The organism is Carnobacterium sp. FSL W8-0810, from assembly GCF_038007125.1.
GTDB classification, from domain to species: domain Bacteria; phylum Bacillota; class Bacilli; order Lactobacillales; family Carnobacteriaceae; genus Carnobacterium_B; species Carnobacterium_B inhibens.
The window spans coordinates 930007-951406 of sequence record NZ_JBBOWO010000001.1; the positions used below are offsets into that span (position 1 = coordinate 930007).

General features: G+C 36.9%; 18 protein-coding genes. 14 read left to right on the forward strand and 4 right to left on the reverse strand.

All coding sequences use genetic code 11. The annotated features are described in order from the left end of the window. The first annotated feature begins 14 nt into the window (after positions 1-14). Both NST49_RS04545 and NST49_RS04550 read left to right on the forward strand, forming a co-directional pair. Positions 15-785, forward strand: a complete 771-nt coding sequence (locus NST49_RS04545; protein ID WP_301426437.1) for an SDR family NAD(P)-dependent oxidoreductase — start codon at positions 15-17, stop codon at positions 783-785. A gap of 23 nt (positions 786-808) precedes the next feature. Further along, positions 809-1687: a MetQ/NlpA family ABC transporter substrate-binding protein gene (locus NST49_RS04550; protein ID WP_341047303.1), complete on the forward strand. Its 879-nt coding sequence runs from the start codon at positions 809-811 to the stop codon at positions 1685-1687. Between the two features lie 57 nt (positions 1688-1744). Here the strand turns inward: NST49_RS04550 and NST49_RS04555 are convergent, their stop codons facing one another. After that, entirely contained in the window at positions 1745-2614 is an 870-nt protein-coding gene (locus tag NST49_RS04555) for a glycerophosphodiester phosphodiesterase (RefSeq protein WP_341047305.1), read from the reverse strand. Between the two features lie 334 nt (positions 2615-2948). On the opposite strand from NST49_RS04555, the gene NST49_RS04560 reads away from it, so the two are divergent. The 7 genes from NST49_RS04560 (at position 2949) to NST49_RS04590 (ending at position 11640) form a co-directional block, all read left to right on the forward strand. Continuing rightward, a complete protein-coding gene (locus NST49_RS04560; protein ID WP_251165735.1) occupies positions 2949-3824 on the forward strand; it encodes a carbohydrate ABC transporter permease in 876 nt (291 codons plus the stop codon). After that, positions 3825-4721, forward strand: coding sequence for a carbohydrate ABC transporter permease (locus tag NST49_RS04565; protein WP_341047306.1), 897 nt, complete (start codon positions 3825-3827; stop codon positions 4719-4721). It begins immediately after the preceding gene. Positions 4722-4765: 44 nt separating this feature from the next. Continuing rightward, complete coding sequence (locus NST49_RS04570; RefSeq protein WP_341047308.1) at positions 4766-6145, forward strand: ABC transporter substrate-binding protein; 1380 nt, start codon at positions 4766-4768, stop codon at positions 6143-6145. Positions 6146-6252: 107 nt separating this feature from the next. Beyond that, on the forward strand, positions 6253-7362 hold the full coding sequence (locus tag NST49_RS04575; RefSeq protein ID WP_341047310.1) for an ABC transporter ATP-binding protein: 1110 nt from the start codon (positions 6253-6255) through the stop codon (positions 7360-7362). Positions 7363-7391: 29 nt separating this feature from the next. Beyond that, on the forward strand, positions 7392-8204 hold the full coding sequence (locus NST49_RS04580) for a glycerophosphodiester phosphodiesterase (RefSeq protein WP_251165732.1): 813 nt from the start codon (positions 7392-7394) through the stop codon (positions 8202-8204). Positions 8205-8528: 324 nt separating this feature from the next. Further along, positions 8529-9314, forward strand: a complete 786-nt coding sequence (locus tag NST49_RS04585; protein WP_251165731.1) for a hypothetical protein — start codon at positions 8529-8531, stop codon at positions 9312-9314. Positions 9315-9507: 193 nt separating this feature from the next. After that, entirely contained in the window at positions 9508-11640 is a 2133-nt protein-coding gene (locus NST49_RS04590; protein ID WP_341047312.1) for a type IA DNA topoisomerase, read from the forward strand. A gap of 265 nt (positions 11641-11905) precedes the next feature. Here NST49_RS04590 and NST49_RS04595 read toward each other — a convergent pair whose 3' ends face one another. From NST49_RS04595 to NST49_RS04605, 3 genes are read right to left on the reverse strand one after another with little or no spacing between them, the layout of a single operon-like run. Continuing rightward, positions 11906-12511 carry an alpha/beta hydrolase gene (locus NST49_RS04595; protein ID WP_023179212.1) on the reverse strand — a complete coding sequence of 202 codons (606 nt, stop codon included), beginning with the start codon at positions 12509-12511 and terminating at the stop codon, positions 11906-11908. A 36-nt stretch (positions 12512-12547) separates the two neighbouring features. Then, positions 12548-13540: a ring-cleaving dioxygenase gene (locus NST49_RS04600; RefSeq protein ID WP_023179210.1), complete on the reverse strand. Its 993-nt coding sequence runs from the start codon at positions 13538-13540 to the stop codon at positions 12548-12550. A 29-nt stretch (positions 13541-13569) separates the two neighbouring features. Beyond that, positions 13570-14505, reverse strand: a complete 936-nt coding sequence (locus tag NST49_RS04605; RefSeq protein ID WP_341047314.1) for a ring-cleaving dioxygenase — start codon at positions 14503-14505, stop codon at positions 13570-13572. A gap of 383 nt (positions 14506-14888) precedes the next feature. On the opposite strand from NST49_RS04605, the gene NST49_RS04610 reads away from it, so the two are divergent. From NST49_RS04610 to NST49_RS04630, 5 genes are all read left to right on the forward strand, one after another. Continuing rightward, positions 14889-15536, forward strand: a complete 648-nt coding sequence (locus NST49_RS04610; protein WP_238336918.1) for an NADPH-dependent FMN reductase — start codon at positions 14889-14891, stop codon at positions 15534-15536. A 223-nt stretch (positions 15537-15759) separates the two neighbouring features. Next, positions 15760-16074 carry an ArsR/SmtB family transcription factor gene (locus NST49_RS04615; RefSeq protein WP_023179205.1) on the forward strand — a complete coding sequence of 105 codons (315 nt, stop codon included), beginning with the start codon at positions 15760-15762 and terminating at the stop codon, positions 16072-16074. A gap of 1 nt (position 16075) precedes the next feature. Continuing rightward, positions 16076-17740, forward strand: coding sequence for an FAD-dependent oxidoreductase (locus NST49_RS04620; protein WP_341047315.1), 1665 nt, complete (start codon positions 16076-16078; stop codon positions 17738-17740). 77 nt (positions 17741-17817) lie between these two features. After that, entirely contained in the window at positions 17818-19572 is a 1755-nt protein-coding gene (locus tag NST49_RS04625) for an ABC transporter ATP-binding protein (protein WP_023179201.1), read from the forward strand. Beyond that, positions 19573-21363, forward strand: a complete 1791-nt coding sequence (locus NST49_RS04630) for an ABC transporter ATP-binding protein (RefSeq protein ID WP_023179199.1) — start codon at positions 19573-19575, stop codon at positions 21361-21363. Positions 21364-21400 lie beyond the last annotated feature (37 nt).

The window sequence follows — 21400 nt, forward strand, 5'->3', positions numbered from 1 at the left end:
GGAGGTAAGTACTAATGATTGGAATTGATTTAACTGGCAAAGTAGCTCTGGTTACAGGCGGAAAAAGTGGGATAGGAAAAGCAATTGTAGACCTTTTTTTGGAAGCAGGTGCAATTGTAGTTTCTGGAGATTTAAATTATGAAAAAGGCTTTAAATTGGAAACAGACCGGTTTGCCGTTTCAAAATTGAATGTTGCTTCAGAAGAATCGGTTAATGTTTGGTTGAAAAGTACGCTAGAGACATTTGGAGAAATTGATATTTTAGTTAACAGTGCAGGTATTTCAACGATGGATCTAGTGGTAGACAGTCAAGTCCCAGACTGGGACAAAGTCATGGATGTAAATGCAAAAGGAACTTTTTTGACTTCAAAAAATGTAGGAAAGCTTATGCAAAAAGTTGGAAATGGCGGTCGTATCATTCAGATTGCTTCACAAGCTGGGAAAAATGGCTATACTGCACTAGGAACCTACACAGCGTCTAAACATGCAGTTTTGGGACTTACTAAAACGATGGCAAAAGAACTGGCAAAGGACAATATCTTAGTCAATGCTGTTTGCCCTGGAATCGTCGAAACAGAAATGAAACATCGTGAAAGAGTAGAAGGCGGGCTCATCAGAAGCATGACACCTGAAGAAATCTATGCTGAAGATTGCTTGCAGATTCCGCTTGGCAGAACAGCAAAAGCAGCAGAAGTTGCGAATGTAGTTTTATTTCTAGCGAGTCCTTTAGCTACATACATGACAGGACAAGCGATCAATGTTACTGGCGGCATGACCATGCATTAAAATAAAAAAAGGGGCGGTTAGGTATGAAAAAAAGACAAAGTATTCTTTCATTCATTTTAATCACAACAACTCTCGTATTGGGTGCTTGTAGTTCAACTGAAGGTGCTTCGGAAAACGCTTCTTCAAAAAAGGATGGTTCAAAAGAATCACAACCAGTAGTTGTTGGATCCCAAGCGGCAGACTTTCAGATTTGGGAATTCATTGCTCAATCTGATGCTGCAAAAGAAGCAGGAATCACATTAGAAGTTGAGGAAGTAATTGGCGGTCCTCAATTGAACACCGCAACAGTCGAAGGTGAAGTGGATGTTAATGCCTTTCAATCATGGGCGTACTTAGAATCTTTTAATGAAGAGAGTGGATCAGATTTAACGGCTTTTGCAACAACTTATTTAGAACCAATGGGAATTTATTCGGATAAAGTTGATTCTATTGAAGATGTGACTGAGGGTTCGGTTGTAGCGATTGCTGATAATCCATCTAATGCTTCAAGAGGCTTATTATTGCTCGAAGCAGCAGGGTTGATTACATTGCCGGATGATTTTGATGCATTGGGAACAACAAGTGATATTATTGATAATCCTAAAAATCTAACATTTGTTGAAATTGACGATACCACTGGTCCACGAGTGATGCAAGATGTTGACCTAGTCTTAATAGGAAATACAATTGCATTGGAAGGAGGGTTGAATGTCTTAGAAGATTCAATTTTCCATGAAGAGATCAATGATGAAACAAAAGCTAACGTTAATATTCTAGTTACCCAAAAAGAGAATGCTGATAATGAAGATATACTGAAATTAGGAGAACTGTATCATGATGAAGAAGTCCAAGAGTATATTGAGGAACAATTTGACGGTACAAAAGTCCCAGTCCAAAAAGACATTTCTTATTTAGAAGAATAATCAATAAAAAATACAGCAGGCTATCATTAATTGATAGCCTGCTGTATTTTTTGCGGATTACCTTGTTTCCTTAATGTAATCGGTAAAAACACCTGTTGCTCCCATTTCAATAGCTGATGCAATTTCTTTAGCAGTATTTACGGTATACGGATGGAGCAGCAATGAGGTATGACGGATCTGATCTCCAAAGTTACTTGTCAAGGAGGCATAGTTAACACCAATTCCTACCGCATACTTAGAGACATCATCAAGCTGATCATTTGAAAGAACAGCTGAGTTATCAAAATTATACAACTGAATAAGAGGGATATCCTTATTTAAATCGTAGATCAAGTGCAAACTTTCTTCGCTGAATGATTGAATGATGACTTGCTGATGAGTTGCAACATCTTCCAATAAATCATATTTAGTCAATAGAGAAAATAATTCTTGTTCCATTCCTTTATTTTCTGAAGGAGATTTGGTTTCAATGTAGTAGTTTACAGTATTGCCAAATTCTTGAAAGATTTCTTCTAATGTTGGAATCTGTAATCCTGCATAATTTTCTTTAGCTTTTTTAGGGTTCTTTTGATTGAACCAAGACCCTGCATCCAATTCTTTTAACTGTTCCAAAGTATAGTCGCTAACTAAGCCTGTTCCGTTTGTTGTACGGTCAAGTGCATCATCATGCATAGCTATTAAGACCCCATCTTTTGTTAATTGAAGGTCTAGTTCGATATAATCAGCACCCAATTCTTTAGCCTGGTGGTAAGCTTCAATAGTATGTTCTGGGGCATAACCGCTAGCACCACGATGACCAATAACCATGAATTCTTCAGGAAGAGTTATTTTTTTCGCAGAACTAAAAGATTTGGTGTCTAGATAAGCAAGCCCTGCAATAAGTAGGAAAATAATAATTAGTGAATTTATGGCAACTCGTTTCTTCATGTTTTTAACTCCTTTTTTAATATAACTTAAGTCTACCAAATCAGTACTTGAATGAATGCTGTATTGTAAATAAATAACAGGAAAATTACAAACTCAATCAACTTATTACAAATAATTAATGAAAGCAAAAAAAATTCACATGAAATTTTCTGAAACTTATCTATTGAATTACTGAAAATTAACATGTGGATGCTAGCATAGAATATGTAACAAAGAATAAAAGAAGCCAAGGAGGTTTGCCGATAAGTGCAAAGCTGAAACAAAAAATCACCTTTCGTTAGAAATTTGTTATGAAAGTACGAATGTGTATGAGTCATTCATTAGGAGGAGTCTAATGGCAGCAAATCAAGCAATCAGCAAGAAAAAAAGGATACATATCGAGCCTTACGTATATCTTGTTCCAGCCTTTCTTATTTTTATTGTCTTTACGTATTGGCCTTTTTTTAGGACTATTTACAGAAGTTTATTCTTAACGGACAATCGAGGAATAGAAAAAGTTTTTGTCGGGTTTAAAAATTATACGGATCTATTAACCTCTGCTTCATTCTTGAACAGCATACTTGTAACAGTTCAATTTGTTGGAATTGTATTGGTTTTAGGTATGGGATTCGGTTTTTTGACTGCTATGTTATGTAATCGAACCTTTCCAGGTATTCGTTTCTTTTCTACCGTTTACGCTATGCCAATGGCTATTGCATCAAGCGGAATCGCCATGGTTTTCAAAACTATGCTGAATCAGAATATCGGAATTGTGAATCAGTTATTGGGTACAGACATTAGCTGGTTAGCCGATCCAAAATGGGCACTCTTTAGTGTAGCTGTCTTAACCGGCTGGCTGAACAGTGGCATAAATTTCCTGTACTTCAGTGCGGGATTGTCAGCTATCGATGAGTCTCTTTATGAAAGTGCATCGGTGGATGGGGCAAATAGCATCAACCAGTTTTTCCATATTACCATTCCAAGTTTGAAGCCCATATTATTTTACACAGTAGTGATCAATATTATTGGTGCGTTCCAGTCGTTTGGACAAATTAAAATATTGACGGCAGGCGGTCCAGGAGAGTCAACGAACGTTATTGTGCATGATATCTATCGAAACGCCTTTTCTAATTTCAGATTTGGGCTGGCATCTGCTGAATCGGTAATGCTTTTCCTTATCATCAGCGTTCTGACCGTCATTATGTTCAGAATTCAAAGGAGGAATGCTTAAATGGCCACGAATGTTCAAGAAAACAACTCATTTACATTGGATGAAGAACAGGAGTCCTTACTGAGGAAACACAAACGAACTAAAAAAATAAAAAAAACAATTTTATTTGGTGCCAATCTGATGGTTGTTGTGGTTGTACTGTTTCCGCTGTTGTATGCGGTCAGTATGTCACTCAAAGCGCCAAGTGAAATCTATACATCTGAACTAAACTTTTTCCCTGATGCACTAAAATTTTCCAATTACAAAGATGTTTTTGTTATTGCTCCACTAGGTCAATATATTTTCAATTCTTTTGTAGTAGCGATAGTGATAACAGCGGGACAATTGGTTTCGGGTGCATTAGCAGCTTTTTCTTTCCACTTTTTAAAGATAAAAGGGGGAGAAATTCTATTTGCCTTAGTTATGGCAAATATGATGGTGCCTGGTGAAGCCACCATTATTTCAAATTATCTCCAAGTAAGCAATTGGGGTTGGCTGGATAGTTACAAGGTTTTAATTATTCCATATTTAACTTCGGCTACAACTATCTTTTTATTCAGGCAATTTTACAAAAGTTTCCCAATGTCATTATATGAATCAGCTAAGATTGATGGCTGCAGCAATATCGGTTTTATCTTCCGAATTTTGTTGCCGTTGACGAAGCCGGCAATTGGTGCAGTAGCAGTAAATGGTTTCATCAATGCTTGGAATATGTATATGTGGCCGCTGCTTGTATCAGGATCAGACAGTTATCGAACGGTTCAAATCGGAGTCAGTATGATGAACAGTGTTGATTCTCAATCCATTGTACTCATGTTGGCTGGTGTCGTTATTTGTTTGATTCCATCATTAGTTATATTCATTTTTGGTCAAAAGTCATTGGTTAAAGGAATGTTTTCAGGTTCAGTTAAAGGGTAAAAAATAAAGAATAAAAAAATCAGATTTAGGGGAGATTAAAAGAAATGAAAAAGAAATCATTTATGGGTTTATTAGCTTTAACAGCAACAACCGCACTAATATTAGCAGCTTGCGGAGGAACTTCAACTGCTGATTCAGAAGAAACAGCAAAAACAACGGATGAGTCAACGGTCTCAACAACTGCTACTGGTGAAGGCCAATCGATTACTTTCTGGCATGCGATGGGTGGAGAAGCAGGTGTTGCTCTTGAAGAAATCGTAGCAGATTTTAATGAAGAAAATGATAAGAGCATTACCGTAACATCTGAATTTCAAGGAACATATGATGACACGATCACAAAATTAAAAAGTGCTTCATTAGGCAATATGGGGGCAGATTTAGTACAGATCTATGAAATCGGCTCGAGGTATATGATGGACTCGGATTTCATTATTCCGATGCAAGAATTTGTTGATAATGAAGGATATGATCTTTCTCAAATTGAACCGAATATTGCGGCTTATTACACCGTAGATGATAGCCTTTATTCAATGCCATTCAACTCCTCAACACCGGTTGTTTATTACAACAAAGATATGTTCGAGAATGCCGGGATTGAAAATGCTCCTGAAACGTTAGCAGAAATTGGAGAGATGCAAGAAGCTCTAACAACTGATGGTGGAGCTGACATGGCTATTTCATTACAAATTTATGGTTGGTTCATCGAACAATTTACCTCAAAACAAGGATTAGAATTTGTTAATAACGGCAATGGACGTGATACTGCAGCGACAGAAGTTGAATTCGTCAACAATGAGGCTATGGTGAATATCTTAACAGAATGGAATGAATTATATGAATCTGGTGCTGCTCCTAATGTAGGGCGTCAAGGCGGACAACCAGAATTTGTTGCAGGACAATCTGCGATGACGATCGGGTCAACAGCCAGCCTGAAAACCATTTTGAATGAAGTTGCCGGAGAATTTGAAGTTGGTACGGCTTATCTTCCGGCTATTTCTGAAACAGACGAAGGCGGCGTTTCTATTGGAGGCGCATCACTTTGGGCTTTAGACAATGAAGATCCGGAAAAGGCGCAAGCTGTTTGGGAGTTTACTAAATACATGATTTCACCAGAAGTGCAAGCTGAATGGAACAAAGCAACTGGTTATTTCCCGATTACAACTGCGGCACATGAAGAAGAAGTGTTCAAAAATAATATTGCAGGATTCCCACAATTCCAAACAGCGATTGATCAATTACATGATTCTAATCCAGAATCACAAGGTGCATTTTTAAGTGTTTATCCTGAAGCTAGACAAATCGTTGAAAAAGAAATTGAAAATATGCTGAATGGGGCAGTTACACCGGAAGAAGCTGCAACAGCAATGGAAGAACAAATTAATACTGCAATAGAAAACTATAACTTAGTAAATGAAGCAGAATAAAGGAGTAGTTCTGAACAAAGAGTTTTCGCGACAGCGGTATCTCTTTGTTTAATTATCAATTACAGTTAAAAAAGCATTGTTTTTACTGACAAATGAGGAGGTTCAATATGTCTGAGGTACTATTGAGACAAGTGGAAAAGAAATACGATAAGGACGTATTAGCCGTAAAGGGTATTAATTTAGAAATTAAAGATAAAGAATTTATTGTCTTTGTTGGACCATCTGGTTGTGGGAAATCAACCACCTTAAGAATGATTGCCGGACTGGAAGAGATAACTGGTGGCGGATTGTACTTTGGAGATAAGCTAGTCAATCATATACCGCCAAAAGATCGTGATATCGCCATGGTATTTCAAAATTATGCCTTATATCCGCATATGACCATCTATGATAATATTGCTTTCTCTTTAAAAATGAAAAAAAAGAGAAAAGCAGAAATTGATGATCTGGTTCGCGGCGCAGCTAAAGTCCTCGAACTTGAAGAGTATCTCGACCGGAAATCGGCTGATTTATCTGGCGGACAAAGGCAGCGGGTCGCTCTAGGAAGGGCAATGGTACGTAAACCACAAGTGTTTCTACTGGATGAACCCTTATCTAATCTAGATGCCAAATTACGAGTAGCCATGCGAACAGAAATTGTGAAATTGCACCGTAAATTGCAAACAACATTTATTTATGTGACGCATGATCAAACGGAAGCAATGACAATGGGAGACCGGATCGTTGTGATGCGAGATGGCGCTATCGAGCAAGTGGATACACCGACAAACTTATATGCATTTCCAGAAACAAAATTTGTTGCTGAATTTATCGGAAGTCCAAAAATGAATCTTTTCGAAACTACCATTGAAAGGACAGCAGACGAAATCGCGATACAAATGGATGGAAAAAAGATGGCCATTGGACAGTCTGTGGTAAATCGATTAAGACGACCACTTGAAAGTGGGGATAAAGTTTTTGTGGGCATACGGCCTGAAGTCTTTAAAGTAGCCCATGCAACTGACGACAACACACTTCATGCACTAGTTGAAAACACTGAAATGATGGGAAGCGACACACATATCTACTTTAGTATCGAAGAAGCTGCACTTAATGTCCGTATTGACCCTAGTTATATAATCGAATATGGGGACACGGTTCATTTGCAAGTTGATATGGATAATATTCATTTATTTGATGCAGAAACGGAACAAACGTTGTTAAATCGCTATGTCTAACCAGAAAAAGAGAGGATGAAAGTAGCTTTATGCAAAATAAACCATTAATCTTAGCTCATCGTGGATTCAGCGGAAAATACCCTGAAAATACGATGTTGTCTTTTGAAAAGGCATATGAATATGGAGCCGATGGAGTAGAATTGGATGTACAACTGTCTAAAGATGGGATACCAGTGATTATTCACGATTCTGCAGTAGACCGAACGACCAATGGATCAGGTAAAATTTCTGACTTATCCCTCAAAGAAATACGGTTTTTAAATGCAGCTGCTACTTTTACTCAATTCGGTCAGCAAACTATTCCAACTTTAGAAGAATATTTTGAATGGGTGCAAAACAAAAGATTCGTAACAAATATTGAATTAAAAACCTATGAAGATGAGTATGAAGGTATTGAACAAAAAGTTATTCAGCTTATCAATCAATACGATATGGCAGAAAAAATTGTGTTGTCTTCTTTCAATTATCAAACAATTGTGCGAGTTAAAACTTTGGCTCCTGAATTAAAATGTGGATTCTTGACAATTGATTATCAAACTCTGGAACAAGCAAAAGAATTCATTCCAGATTTATTGATTGAACAGCTTACGCTGAATGTTCCCTCAAGACTGATCGATTATGCTGAAGCTCTAGGGGTTGAATATTTGCACCCGAATTATCGCAGCTTTAGCTCCGACACCGCGAAGCAAATAACGGATAGAGGTCTAGGTATAAATATATGGACTGTCAATGAAGAATCAGATATGCAACAATTATTGACAGAAAATGTGAACTCCATTATCACTAATTATCCTGATCGTTTGAAAAGTGTGATGAATAAAGAAAAAGCAATGACCCAATAACATATTTTTAAAGCACAAGAGTTGTGTATAAGTGCGGAAGAAAAAGCGATAGTTATCCCCACAAAAAATAAGATATGTTGAGTAATATAACTTTAGCAAATAAAAGGCCGTATCAGAAAATCTTAATAAAGGTTTCTGATACGGCTTTTTATCGATTTACTTTACTGAATCGAGTTAATGAATTTTTTAATCATTCGCTTTAAAGGCTTTCATTTGCGGACACAGAAATAACTCTATATACTTTATATTGATGCAATAAAACTTTATATAAAATACTTTGCGTAGTATATAACTATAATGCGATTGTCACTATTAGGAGGAAAAATGGATAAGAAAACAGAAAAGTTGTTGATCAAGAAAGCAAAGAAACTCAGTAAGTGGTATGAAGGCGTATTCGTTAATCCTATTTTTTGGGAAGTGAACGGAAAGCCCTATTATATGGCGGGGTTTACAGTAGGAAATAATCCAAAAGCCACAGCCTATTTAACCACTATAGGCGAAGAGGTTAAAGAAGAAGCCTATAGTGCCCAATCTTCATTATCGCTTATGGCAGACACCAGCAATAATATATTCAGTATTGGTGGAGATCATTTAAAGATAGATACCGCTTATTATACGGGACCGTTAGCTATATCGGTAAATTCAACAGAAAATTCTGTAGCAGAAGGACATAAAGCATTCCAACAATTATGGGGAGTTCAACAGAAATTTAACCAGTTGGTCAATGAGTATCAAAGTTTTTATGATAATTTATTGTTAAGAGAACGATTAACACAAAGTGATATTGACTATACGATTGAGACGGCAAACTGGGTTAATCTTTATCAATATGAAACCTTGTCGATTTTGTTAACTCAAAATAGTGTATTGCGTTCCTATTCTGGCTATCTAGAAACAACGAAAGAGTGGAAATCATTGTCAAAAGATCAACGCACATTTGTTACAAAAGTAACTGATAATAGAACTAAAATGGAAGAAGGTCTCCGAAATTTAGCTCTTATTGAAGTGGATGACCCAGAAAAAATGGTAGAATTAAATTTAGAAAAAGCAAAAAACAATCTTAAATCAGGTATTGAAAAGCAAAAGGAACATATTCGATATCCGGTGTAGGCAATAATGAAAAAGTTTATAATCCAATAAGCAAAGCACTTCTCTTTCATGAAAGAAAAGTGCTTTGCTTATTGGCGAAAAAGAACTACACTAGAAAAATAAAAGGACATGATGGTAAAATAACTAGTAGAATGGGCTGTAGTTTGAAAAGTAATTGAAGCAAAAAAATTAGAAGGTAAAGTGAAGTGAAAAAATGAAACGGGTTATTTTAGCAGAAAAACCTTCCCAAGCACAAGCGTACGCTGAATCTTTTGGGAAATTTTCCAAAAAAGATGGGTACATTGTTTTAAATCCATCTAATGATGTGATTACTTGGGGTTTTGGACATTTGATTGAGTTATCTTCCCCAGAGGAGTATAAAGATGAGTGGAAAAAATGGAGCATGAAAACACTGCCTATTATTCCCGAAACATTTAAATTTAAAGTAGGGCAAGGAAAAGCCAAGCAATTTAATATTGTAAAAAAATTGTTAAAAGAAGCAGATCAAATCGTAATTGCTACCGATAGCGATCGCGAAGGGGAAAATATCGCTCGATCAATTATCAATCAAGCAAAGGCCAACAATAAAGAAATCAAACGCTTATGGATCAATTCACTTGAATCGGATGAGATACAAAAAGGCTTTTCTCAATTAAGGGAAGGAAGAGAATTTTACCCCTCCTTTATTGAAGCTCAAACGAGACAGATAAGCGATTGGTTGGTAGGTATTAATTTATCTCGCATGTACACTCTTTCATTGCAGAAAAAAGGAATCAACGAAGGGGTATTTAGTGTAGGACGCGTTCAAACACCAACTTTATACATGATTTATACGCGTCAAAAAGAAATCGAAAAGTTCGTTCCTGAACCTTTCTTTGAATTGCATGCTACTGTAAAAGCTGAAAATGGGATATTTAAAGCGAAGTACGCTAAAAAATTTCCAACGAAAAAAGAACTGCAAGAGTTGATCAAGAAACACCAGTTGCTGGCTAACAATCCAGGAGTGATTTCGGCAATCGATACAAAGAGAGTGTCACAGCCTTCACCATTTCTGTTTTCTTTAAGTGACTTGCAAAGTTTGATAAATAAAAAATACAAAGTAAGCCCTTCGGATACATTGAAACACGTTCAGTCACTTTATGAAGCGAAACTGGTTAGTTACCCGCGAAGCGATTGCCGGCATATTACCGATTCAGAGTTTCAGTATTTGTCAGAAAGAATAGAAAGTTATCAAGGCGTTTTAAATTATACGATCGAGAAGCCGAATAGAAGCAAACGGAAACGTTATGTAGACGGGTCAAAAGTCCAGGAGCATTATGCGATCATTCCAACTAAAAAAGTGCCTACACAAAAAGCATTAGAGAAGCTGCCATCTATTCAAAGAGAAATTTATTTCACTATTTTAAAACGGACGATGGCTATGTTCGAAACAGACTATAAATACGATGAAACAAGGGTTACAGTTGAAATCAAAGGACTGCCTTTTACAAGTAAAGGAAGAATCGTGTTAGACCAGGGGTGGCGGAAACTAGAGTACCCAGCAAATAAAAAAATAGATAAAGTAGAGGATGATGAACTTCCTTTATTACAAAAAAATGAAACGGTCGAAACGGCTTTAAAAACTTCTGAAGGATTTACTTCTCCGCCAAAGTTATATACAGAAGGTACATTGATCACTGCAATGAAAACATGTGGCAAAGACTTGGAAAATGTAGAAGAAAAAGAAATCTTAAAAGCGACAGAAGGCATTGGAACAGAAGCAACAAGAGCTAATGTTCTTGAAACACTAAAAAAACAACACTATATAGATGTCCAAAAGAACAATGTGACTGTTACTCCAAAGGGGAAGATACTGTGTCAAGCGGTAGAAAACACCTTGTTGAGCAGCCCTGAAATGACAGCTAAGTGGGAGACTTATTTAAAGAAAATCAAAAAGGAAGAAGGCACCCAGGAAGCTTTCTTAGCCACTATTCAAAAATTTATTCACCATACGTTAGATTCAAGTGGAAAAATTATTGAAAATAGCGACTGGTCTCCTACTATAAAAAGTATGAACCATACGCATAAAACAGTTGGAAAGTGTCCCATTTGTGAGCAAATGATAATCGATAAAGGTAAATTTTATGGCTGTAGCGGGTACAGCAATGGTTGTACATTTACATTGCCAAAAAGGTATGTCGGAAAAACTTTATCTGAAGCGACGATCAAAAAATTATTGCTGACAAAAGAGACTCAATTACTAAAAGGCTTTAAGAAAAAAACAGGACAAACATTCTCAGCAGCTCTTATATTGAATGAGGAATCTAAGTTGCTCTTTAAACCTTATGAAAAGGTGGAAAAGGACTAAGGTGATAGAACAAGTTAGGTAAATGGTTCAACCTCATTTGTGTAATTGAATGTATTTTGTTTTAAAAATCCTTTGGAAGTCCATGGGAAAATAGTGCGGTGATTCAAAATATTCATTAGCTGTACTAAAAAGCACCCCAAAAGTTAGCATTATAACTTTTGGGGTGCTTTTATACATTATTTTTTACTGTGGTCTTTTGTGCGTCTCCAAACGATATGAAAAGAAGTAGCAGAAGCCTTATTCGTTTGACTGTAAGCGTAATTGCTTAATAAGCCGTTTGATACCATTTAGCTGCAGCATCAACTTCACTATAGGTTAATTGATGTTGATGACTTTCCCAATGAATATCAACTTTAGCATGGGCATTTTCCAATAAAGCATACAATTCTTCTGATTCTTTTGAGGGGCAGATTGGGTCGTTTGTTCCAGCACTAATAAAGATAGCTTTGTCGCTCAAATCGGGTAAAGTAATCCCTCTTCTAGGCACCATTGGATGATGCAGAATTGCCCCAGTTAGAGAGTCGCCATAATGAAATAATAGACTAGCAGCAATATTTGCGCCATTTGAATAGCCTATAGCTAAGATGTTTTTACGGTTAAATTCATACCTCTCAGCAGCCTCATCCAAAAATACATTCAATTCTTTTGTGCGAAAAATTAAATCTTCTTCGTCAAAAATTCCTTCAGCTAAACGACGGAAATACCGCGGCATCCCATTTTCTAGTACGTTTCCCCGAACACTCAAAACATTAGCGTTTGGGTCAATTTCTGTTGCAAGAGGAAGAAGGTCACGTTCAGTTCCTCCTGTTCCATGCAATAAGAGCAAAGTGGGTTTTGTTTGATCATTCCCTTTAATAAATAAATGTTTCATATTATTCCTCCTTTAGGTCTTTCTATTTATGGCAATTCAGTCTAAAAACTCTTTTTCAAATACTTTTGTACTACGCACAGTGTTAATTGGGCGTACCAAAGATTCAATCCGTTCACGATCATTTCTAAATGCTGGTGGTAAAGCGAGTGTTTCGCCTAAAGTCTCAATGGATTCTTCATCATCGATAAATCCAGGTTCATCAGTCGCTAATTCAAATAAAATCCCTGGATAGATATTTGTATACGTTGATTCAAAGTAGAAACGGTCTACATAGCCTGAGTTGGGTAACCCGAAACTTTGCATACGCTCAGTCCAGAAGTCAAGTTCTTCACGATTTTTTGTACGGAAAGCCACATGGTGGACACTGCCGTAACCTTGTCTTCCGCGCGGTAATATCGTATTAGGTTCGACAATGATTTGTGCGCCATTTCCGCCAAAATCACCGACTTCAAATTGATGATACTGTCCATCTGATGCAATTTCTTTGAAGAATAGCACTTTTTCAAGGACTTCTTTCATATACTTAAAGTTTGAGACTCTAAAGAAAATAGGGCCTAATCCGGTAATCGCAAATTCATCAGGAACAGGACCTTTATGCCAAGGTTTTCCAGAAGCGACTCCAGTGTCATTTTCATCGGAAATCAGTTGGTATTGTTGTTCATCAAAATCTTCAAATTGTAAAATTTTCACGCCAAACAGCTCTTTGATATCTTGATGCTTAACAGCATACTTAGTAAAACGCTTGATCCAGTAATCTAACGCTGCATCATTAGGTACACGAAAAGAAGTTCTTGAAATGTCGTCTGTTCCTTTTGACCCTTTTGGGATATTAGGAAAGTCAAAAAACGTCATATCGGTTCCTGGATTGCCGCTTTCATCAGCAAAGAATAAGTGATACGTGTGGATATCATCTTGATTGATCGTTTTTTTAACTAAGCGAATCCCTAATATATTTGTATAAAAGTCATAAATTTTTTCTGCACTACTTGTTATAGCTGTTACATGGTGAATTCCAGCAAATGTGTTCATTTTGTATTCCTCCAATTAGTTGATTTGTTTTAATCCAATTCTTTTACTTCAATTGGAATAAGTGTATTCATAAGTTGATCTCGTGCATTTTCGTATTGTGGTGGTAGTTTTAGTGTTCGTCCCATTGTCTCATAAGATTCGTCATGGACAAATCCAGGAGTATCCGTTGCAATTTCAAAAAGAATATCGCCGTATTCTCTAAAATAAACAGCGTTAAAATAGTTGCGGTCTTTTATTTCTGTTACCCCATAGCCTTTATTGTAGACATGATCTTGCCAGTCTATATGATCTGCATCATCTTTTGCCCGCCAAGCAATATGGTGAACTGTTCCAACACCCATTTGTCCAGGTGCAACAGTACTTTGTTTGACGTCAATAATATTCCCGATATCCCCATAAGCTTGAAATCGAACAAGACCTGCTTCTTCAGATACTTTTTCCAGTCCCATTGTTTCTTGTAAAGTTTCAATTGTTGAAGCAGGATCTGTTGAATACAAGACGGCTCCGCCGAATCCTTTAATCGCTACTTCTGGTGTTACATCTCCAAAATTCCAATTGTTTGACTGGCCTTCTGCACGTTCAACCAATTCCAGTTGCAAACCATGAAAATCTTTAAATTGTAAGTAGGTCTCGCCGAAACGACTTGTTTTTTCATAGTTGACTGCAAATTTAGTTAATCTATTTTCCCAATAAGAAAGTGTACCAACTGGGATGGCGAAAGTCGTTACCCCAACTTGTCCGCCGCCGATTTTTCCTTGTGCAGCTCCAGCCCATGGAAAGAACGTAATGATTGTCCCTGGTTTACCACCATCATCTCCAAAATATAAATGGTAAGTGCCAGGATCATCAAAGTTAACGGTTTTTTTGACCAATCGTAAGCCCAAAATTCCGGCATAAAAATCAATATTTTCCTGAGGGTGTCCGATAATCGCAGTAATATGGTGAATGCCTGCTGTTTTTTTCATGTAGATCTCTCCTTTGAGACTAAATTATTTTCTAACTGTTCGATAAAGGATAGTAATTAAAAATAGATTTATTTTAAAAGCTACTAATTAATATATTACTAATTCGAGGTAATTGTAATACGTTTAATTTGTTTTGTCAAATCAATTGTTCCCACATAAATGATTTAGTTATTTTTTTGGATGTCATCTTATTTAGCCTTATATAGAAGGAAAGGTGCAAAAAATTGATTTTTTTTACTTATTTTTTGTAAAAACCTTTAATTAATAATAATTAGACTTGAAATAAATTTTAGTCTGTGGCATACTAATACATGTACTTACAAAATGTAAGTGTTGATTGATGGGTGACCTTCAATTAATGAATCAGTAATGGAGGGCACGCATTGGCTAACAAATCGGTATTTACTCGAATGAGCGAAACTTTATTCGGAAAAACAGAACAAACAACACGAGAAGAAAAGGGGACGAACAATATGAAAATCGGTATTATCTCAGGAAGCGTACGTGAAGGAAGAAATTCAGCAGCAGTAACAGAATGGATCCACGAATTTGCAGTAAACAGAAATGACGAAGGTGTCGAGTATGAAATGGTTGCTTTAGCAGATTACGACTTGCCATTGTTAGGTGCTAAACTTTCTGAAGAACGTCAAGCAACAGCTGGCGCAGCTATTCAAGCATGGTCTGAAAAAATGGCTTCATTTGACGGATATGTGTTTATCACTCCAGAATACAACCATGCAGTAGGGGGAGCATTGAAAAATGCGACCGACTTCTTAAAAGTAGAAGTAGCGAACAAAGCAGCAGCATTAGTTGGATACGGCAGTTTAGGTGGCGCACGTGCTCACGAAAATATGCGTGTGATCTTAGGAGAATTGAGTGTGGCATCAGTGCACACAACAACAAACTTCTCATTAATGACGGACTTTGAAAACATGAGTGTTTTCAAACCAAATGAGTACAATAAAGTAAATGCACAAGGCATGTTTGATGACTTGTTGTTATGGACTAAAGCTTTAAATACAATTAGATAAGAATGAAAGTAAAAAAACTAGCCTATATCAGAAATCATCTGATATAGGCTAGTTTTTTTGTATGAAAAGAGACTGTATATTCTTTTATTGAATGAAGCTATGCAGTACTTTCTATGAGGGGATCTTTTGCTTTTACTAAGTGCTAATTTAGTTAAAGTTGCACATAGATAGAAAATCATCTATATTAGTAAAGGAATAGAATAAGGGACAGGGAGGTTTAGGTGTGGATTACGACTCTTATGCAAAAGTAATGAAAGCTTTATCTGATCCTAAGCGCGTACAAATAATAGATATGCTTTCTTGCGGAAGACTATGTGCTTGCGATATTTTAGAGCAGTTTGATTTTACCCAACCAACATTATCTCATCATATAAAAGTACTTTTAACTGCAGATTTGGTAACAGTCGAAAAAATTGGAACATGGCATCATTATTCTTTAAATGAAGAGCGTATGAATCAATTGATCACCGATACTATTCACCTAACTTCGTCAACTGCAGATCTCATTTTGGAAGAAGCAAAAAAAGGAGAAGAGTAAGATGAAAATTATTGTGATTGGATCAGTTGCTGCTGGTACATCTGTAGCAGCTAAAGCTAGACGGAATACTGAGGAAGCTGAAATCGTCGTTTACGATCAGGGAAAAGATATTTCTTATTCCGTATGTGGCATTCCTTACCAAATTGGTGGAGAAGTCGAAAACTTGAGTGACTTAACGCCTAGAAATGCAGAATGGTTTAAAAAAAGATACAATGTTTCTGTCTTTACAGAACATAAAGTAACAAAGATCGATGCAGCTGCTAAACAAATAGAAGTTACAGATCTTGTTTCTGGAGAAAAGAAAGCAAACGACTATGATGTTTTAGTCTTTGCAACTGGGGCTTCTCCTTTTACTCCGCCTCCATTCAACCAAAAATACTATGACAATGTATTCCAAGTTCGCACGATTCAAGATGCTCGAGATATTGGAAACTTTACAGTTGCGCAGCCTAAAAAAGCGTTAATTATTGGTGCCGGATTTATTGGTTTAGAGATGACAGAACAACTCGTGAATAAAGGATTAGACGTAACAATCGTTCAACTAGAAGATCAAATCATGCCGCCGATGGATGCAGATATGGCTTTTCGAGTGGAGGAGCAGTTGCGTGAAAAAGGAGTCCATCTTATCCTGAGTGATACTGTAAAAACGATTGAAGGAGAAACTTCAGTAGAGAGAGTTATCACGACAAATGACGTTACGATTGAACCTGATATTGTCATCTTATCTGCAGGTGTACGCCCAAATACTGAACTAGCTAAGAAAATTGGCGTGGAAATTGGGACATCAGGAGCGATTGCTGTAAATAAAAAAATGCAAACGAATCTTTCAAATGTATATGCTGTTGGAGATGTTGCAGAAAGCTTTTCAGTTATTACTGGAAAACCGATTTATCGTCCATTAGGTTCAACGGCTAATAAAATGGGTCGAATTGCTGGAGATGTGATGACTGGCGGAAATCTGGAACATAGAGGTGTACTAGGAACAGGAATCTTCAGAATTTTTGATTTGCATGTTGGCCAAACAGGTTTAACAGAAAAAGAGGCCAAAATTGCCGGTTATGAAGTTGAAGTTTTATACAGTATCAAACCGGATCATGCTGAATATCTAGGTGGAAAAGAATTGACGATCAAATCGTTGGTTGATAAACATACTGGACGTATTTTAGGAGCACAAGCAATCGGCCAAAATGGAGTCGATAAGCGAATAGATGTGATTGCCACGGCGATTACGTTTAAAGCCAAAGCAGAAGATCTCTTTCATCTTGATCTGGCTTATGCCCCGCCATTTGCTACAACGAAAGACCCTGTCCTCTATACTGGAATGGCGCTGGATAATGCATTGAAACGAAACCCCTTGTTAACGCCAGCTGATTTGGTGAGTCGTCAATTGAATGGAGAAGTTTTGCAAATTATTGACACACGTTCAAAAAAAGATTTTGAAAAAGAACATATTGAAGGAGCTTTCCACATTCCTTTAGCTGAATTAAGAGAAAGAAGCAAAGAATTAGATGAATCTCTTGTGACGGTCACTTATTGCAATAAAGGGGTCACGGGAAATGCTGCTCAAAATGTGTTGCTCAACTATGGATTTAAAAACGTTTATAACTTATCCGGTGGGAATAAAAACTACCAAAGTTATCTCAAGATGATAGATTCAAAAAAATGATTATTGAAGACAAATAGAAGTTTTCTATTCTATTTGTTCTTTTTATGACCAAACACGAAAAGGAAAGGAACGAAATAATGTTTACTACTTTTAAAAAATACGGCTGGTTTTTCAAACTGCGCTGGAAAAGTTACTCTTTTGGTGTAGCTGCTTTAATTATTTGTGCTATTTTACAGGTTTTGAATCCAAAGATCATTGGAACGATTATCGATCATTTTATAGCTGGAACATTGAGTTGGAAGATCTTGCTTTTTTGGGTGGGGTTGATTCTCTTGTTTTCCCTTGTCATGTACGCATTGCGGTACGGATGGAGAATGGCTTTGTTTGGAAACTCGACATTGATCGAATCCATTTTGCGCAATCGGTTATTCTCATTTTTTACACGAATGGACTCCGAGTTCTATCATAAATATCGTACAGGAGATTTGATGGCTCATGCAACAAATGACTTGGCTGCTATTCGGTTTGTTGCAGCAGATGGTGTACTGACTTTAACAGATGCTTTATCCTTAGGTGGTGTAACGCTCTTTTCAATGTTCTTTTTCATTGACTGGAAACTGACACTGGTATCTATTTTGCCTTTGCCAATTTTGATCATTGTGTCAACTTATTTAGGGAAAATGATTCATGCGCGTTATAGTGGAGCATTGCAAGCTTTTTCTTCCATGAATGATCATGTTCAGGAAAGTGTAACAGGTATGAAAGTCCTAAAAACACTTGGTGAAGAAAAAGAAGATTTTTCTGCTTTTAAAGAAGAAACACAACAAGTTGTAGATAAAAATCAAAGAGTATACAAATTAAAAGCCGCTTTAAATCCAAGCATTGAGATCGTCATGGGATTAACGTATGTAATCGCCTTGTTAGTTGGTGGAAATTTTGTTCAAAATGGACGGATCTCTATTGGAGATTTAGTAGCGTTTATCAGTTACATCGGCATGATGCAATGGCCGTTGTTAGCTGTAGGTGGACTGATCAATACGTTGGAACGCGGAAGTGCAGCTTATGACAGAGTAGAAGTTTTATTAAATTATGATCCATCTATTGTAGAGATAGAAAATCCTTATCGCGAAGCTTTAGATGGCGATATTGCATTTGAGTTAAACTCCTTTACGTATCCTGACGACATACATCCAGCCTTAACGAATATTAATTTTCATTTAGAAAAAGGGAACATGTTGGGAATCGTTGGAAGAACAGGTTCTGGTAAAAGCACGATTTATAAATTATTGATGCGTGAATACGATCAGTATGAAGGGAAAATCTCATACAATGACATCAATATAAAAGAATATGCATTAGAGTCGTTAAAAAAGGGCATTGCTATTGTTCCGCAAGAAAACTTTTTGTTTTCCACAACGATTCGAGAAAATATCCGCTTTGGAAATCCAACATTGACTCAAGAAGAAGTAGAGCAGTATGCCAAAACAGCAAATATTCATGAAGATATTCTGCAATTTCCAGAAGGATATGATACCCAAGTTGGCGAACGTGGTGTTTCTTTGTCTGGTGGACAAAAACAACGTATTGCGATTGCTCGAGCTTTAGCTGTGGAGCCAGAATGCTTGATCTTAGATGATTCTTTATCAGCCGTAGATGCTCATACAGAAGAAGCTATTTTAAATTCATTGAAGCAAGAACGAAGCCACAAGACAACTATTATTTCTGCACATCGTATCAGTTCGATCATGCATGCAGATGAAATTATTGTAATGGAAAATGGAAGCATCAGCGAACGCGGATCTCATCAACAATTAATAGGAACAAAAGGTTGGTATAACGACATGTACCATAAACAACAACTCGAAAAAAAATTAGACAAGGAGGGAGTATAGTTGGATAACCAAAAACAAACGGCTTTCTCCAATAAAGAATCTTGGTCTATTTTACTCAGCCTCTTTCGTTTTGCAAAACCATATAAATTCCTCTTTGCCTTTTCATTTTTATTTTTAGCGCTAGGTTCAGCAGTCGCTGCGTATTTGCCAATCATTATACAGCGGTATATCGACACTTATTTAGCAAATGGAACTGCAACCATGGACATCACCATCAGAGTCGTCACTTTTTATGGGGTGCTGACGATTTTGAAGGCAGTATTTGCCTATGTAAAAGATTTTCTGTTCAATACAGCTTCAGAAAGAACCGTGGGAAATATACGAAACCAACTGTATGAAAAGGTCACTTCACTTGGAATGCGGTATTTTGATCAAACACCAGCTGGTACAGTGGTTTCCAGAGTGACAAATGATACAGAGACCATCAAAGATTTTTGGACCGTATTTTTAACGATCTCTACGGGGTTGTTTAATGTCCTTTCGATTGCTGTTGCCATGTTTGCGTTAAATTGGCGAATGGCATTGGTATTTATTCTGTTCACACCGATCATTGTTTGGATCGCAGGGATCTATCGGAAAAAGAGTACACTTGTGTACAGCCGCATGCGAAAAGTATTGAGTCAGTTGAATGCAAATTTGAGTGAATCAATCAGCGGGATGAGTATCATCCAGAAATACAATCAAGAGAAGCGCTTGATAAAAGAGTTCGATGAGGTCAATCAAGAGTATGTAGCTACTCGTCGTTCCATGTACAGTATGAATGCATTATTACTAGCACCGGCAATCAATGTGATTGAATCACTTGCTTTGGTGATCGTACTGCTTATATTTGGTTACCAAGATTGGAACCAAAGTGCAGTCGATATTGGTTTAGTTTATGCTTTTACGGCTTATTCTCGCTCATTCTTCCAGCCAATCAGTCAAATGATGAACAGTTTAAGTTCTTTACAAGATGGGATCGTTTCTGGACACCGGGTCCAAGAATTGCTTCAAAGTAAGGAATTGGCTCCAGAAACAGATGCCAGAAGTCATGCTGAAATTACTGAAGGACATATCAAAGTAAGCAATTTAAATTTTTCTTATGATGGAAAGAAACAAGTCTTGCGTAACATAAATTTTGAAGTGAAGCCAGGTGAAACAGTGGCTTTAGTCGGCCAAACTGGATCAGGGAAAAGTTCGATCATTAATGTACTCATGCGTTTCTATGATTACCACGACGGTGAAATTAGTATTGACGGCCACTCCTTGAAAGACATGCCCGTAGAAGAACTTCGCACTAAAATGGGACTTGTTTTACAAGATAGCTTCTTGTTTTACGGTACGATCGCAGACAATATCCATATGTACAGTGATAAATATTCAAAAGAAGACGTTAAGAAGGCAGCTGAGTTTGTCTATGCAGATGATTTTATCTCAACTATGGAAAATGGTTATGGGTCTAAAGTCATTGAACGCGGGGCAAGTTTATCTTCAGGCGAAAAGCAATTGATCAGTTTTGCCAGAACCATTCTGCGCTCGCCTAAAATTTTGATTCTTGATGAAGCAACAGCTAATATAGATACAGAAACAGAAGAGAAAATTCAAAAAGGCTTATCTAACATGCGCAAAAACCGAACATCATTGATTATTGCTCACCGATTATCGACGATTAAAGATGCAGATCAAATCTTAGTTTTAAATGATGGAGAAATCGTGGAACAAGGTACCCATGATGAGTTGATCAGTAAAGAAGGTACTTACTATGATATGTACCAATTGCAAACGTATCAAGAAAAAACTGGAGATTTATAAAAAGTAGAATGAATTATTAAAAGAAAGGGCTGAGATA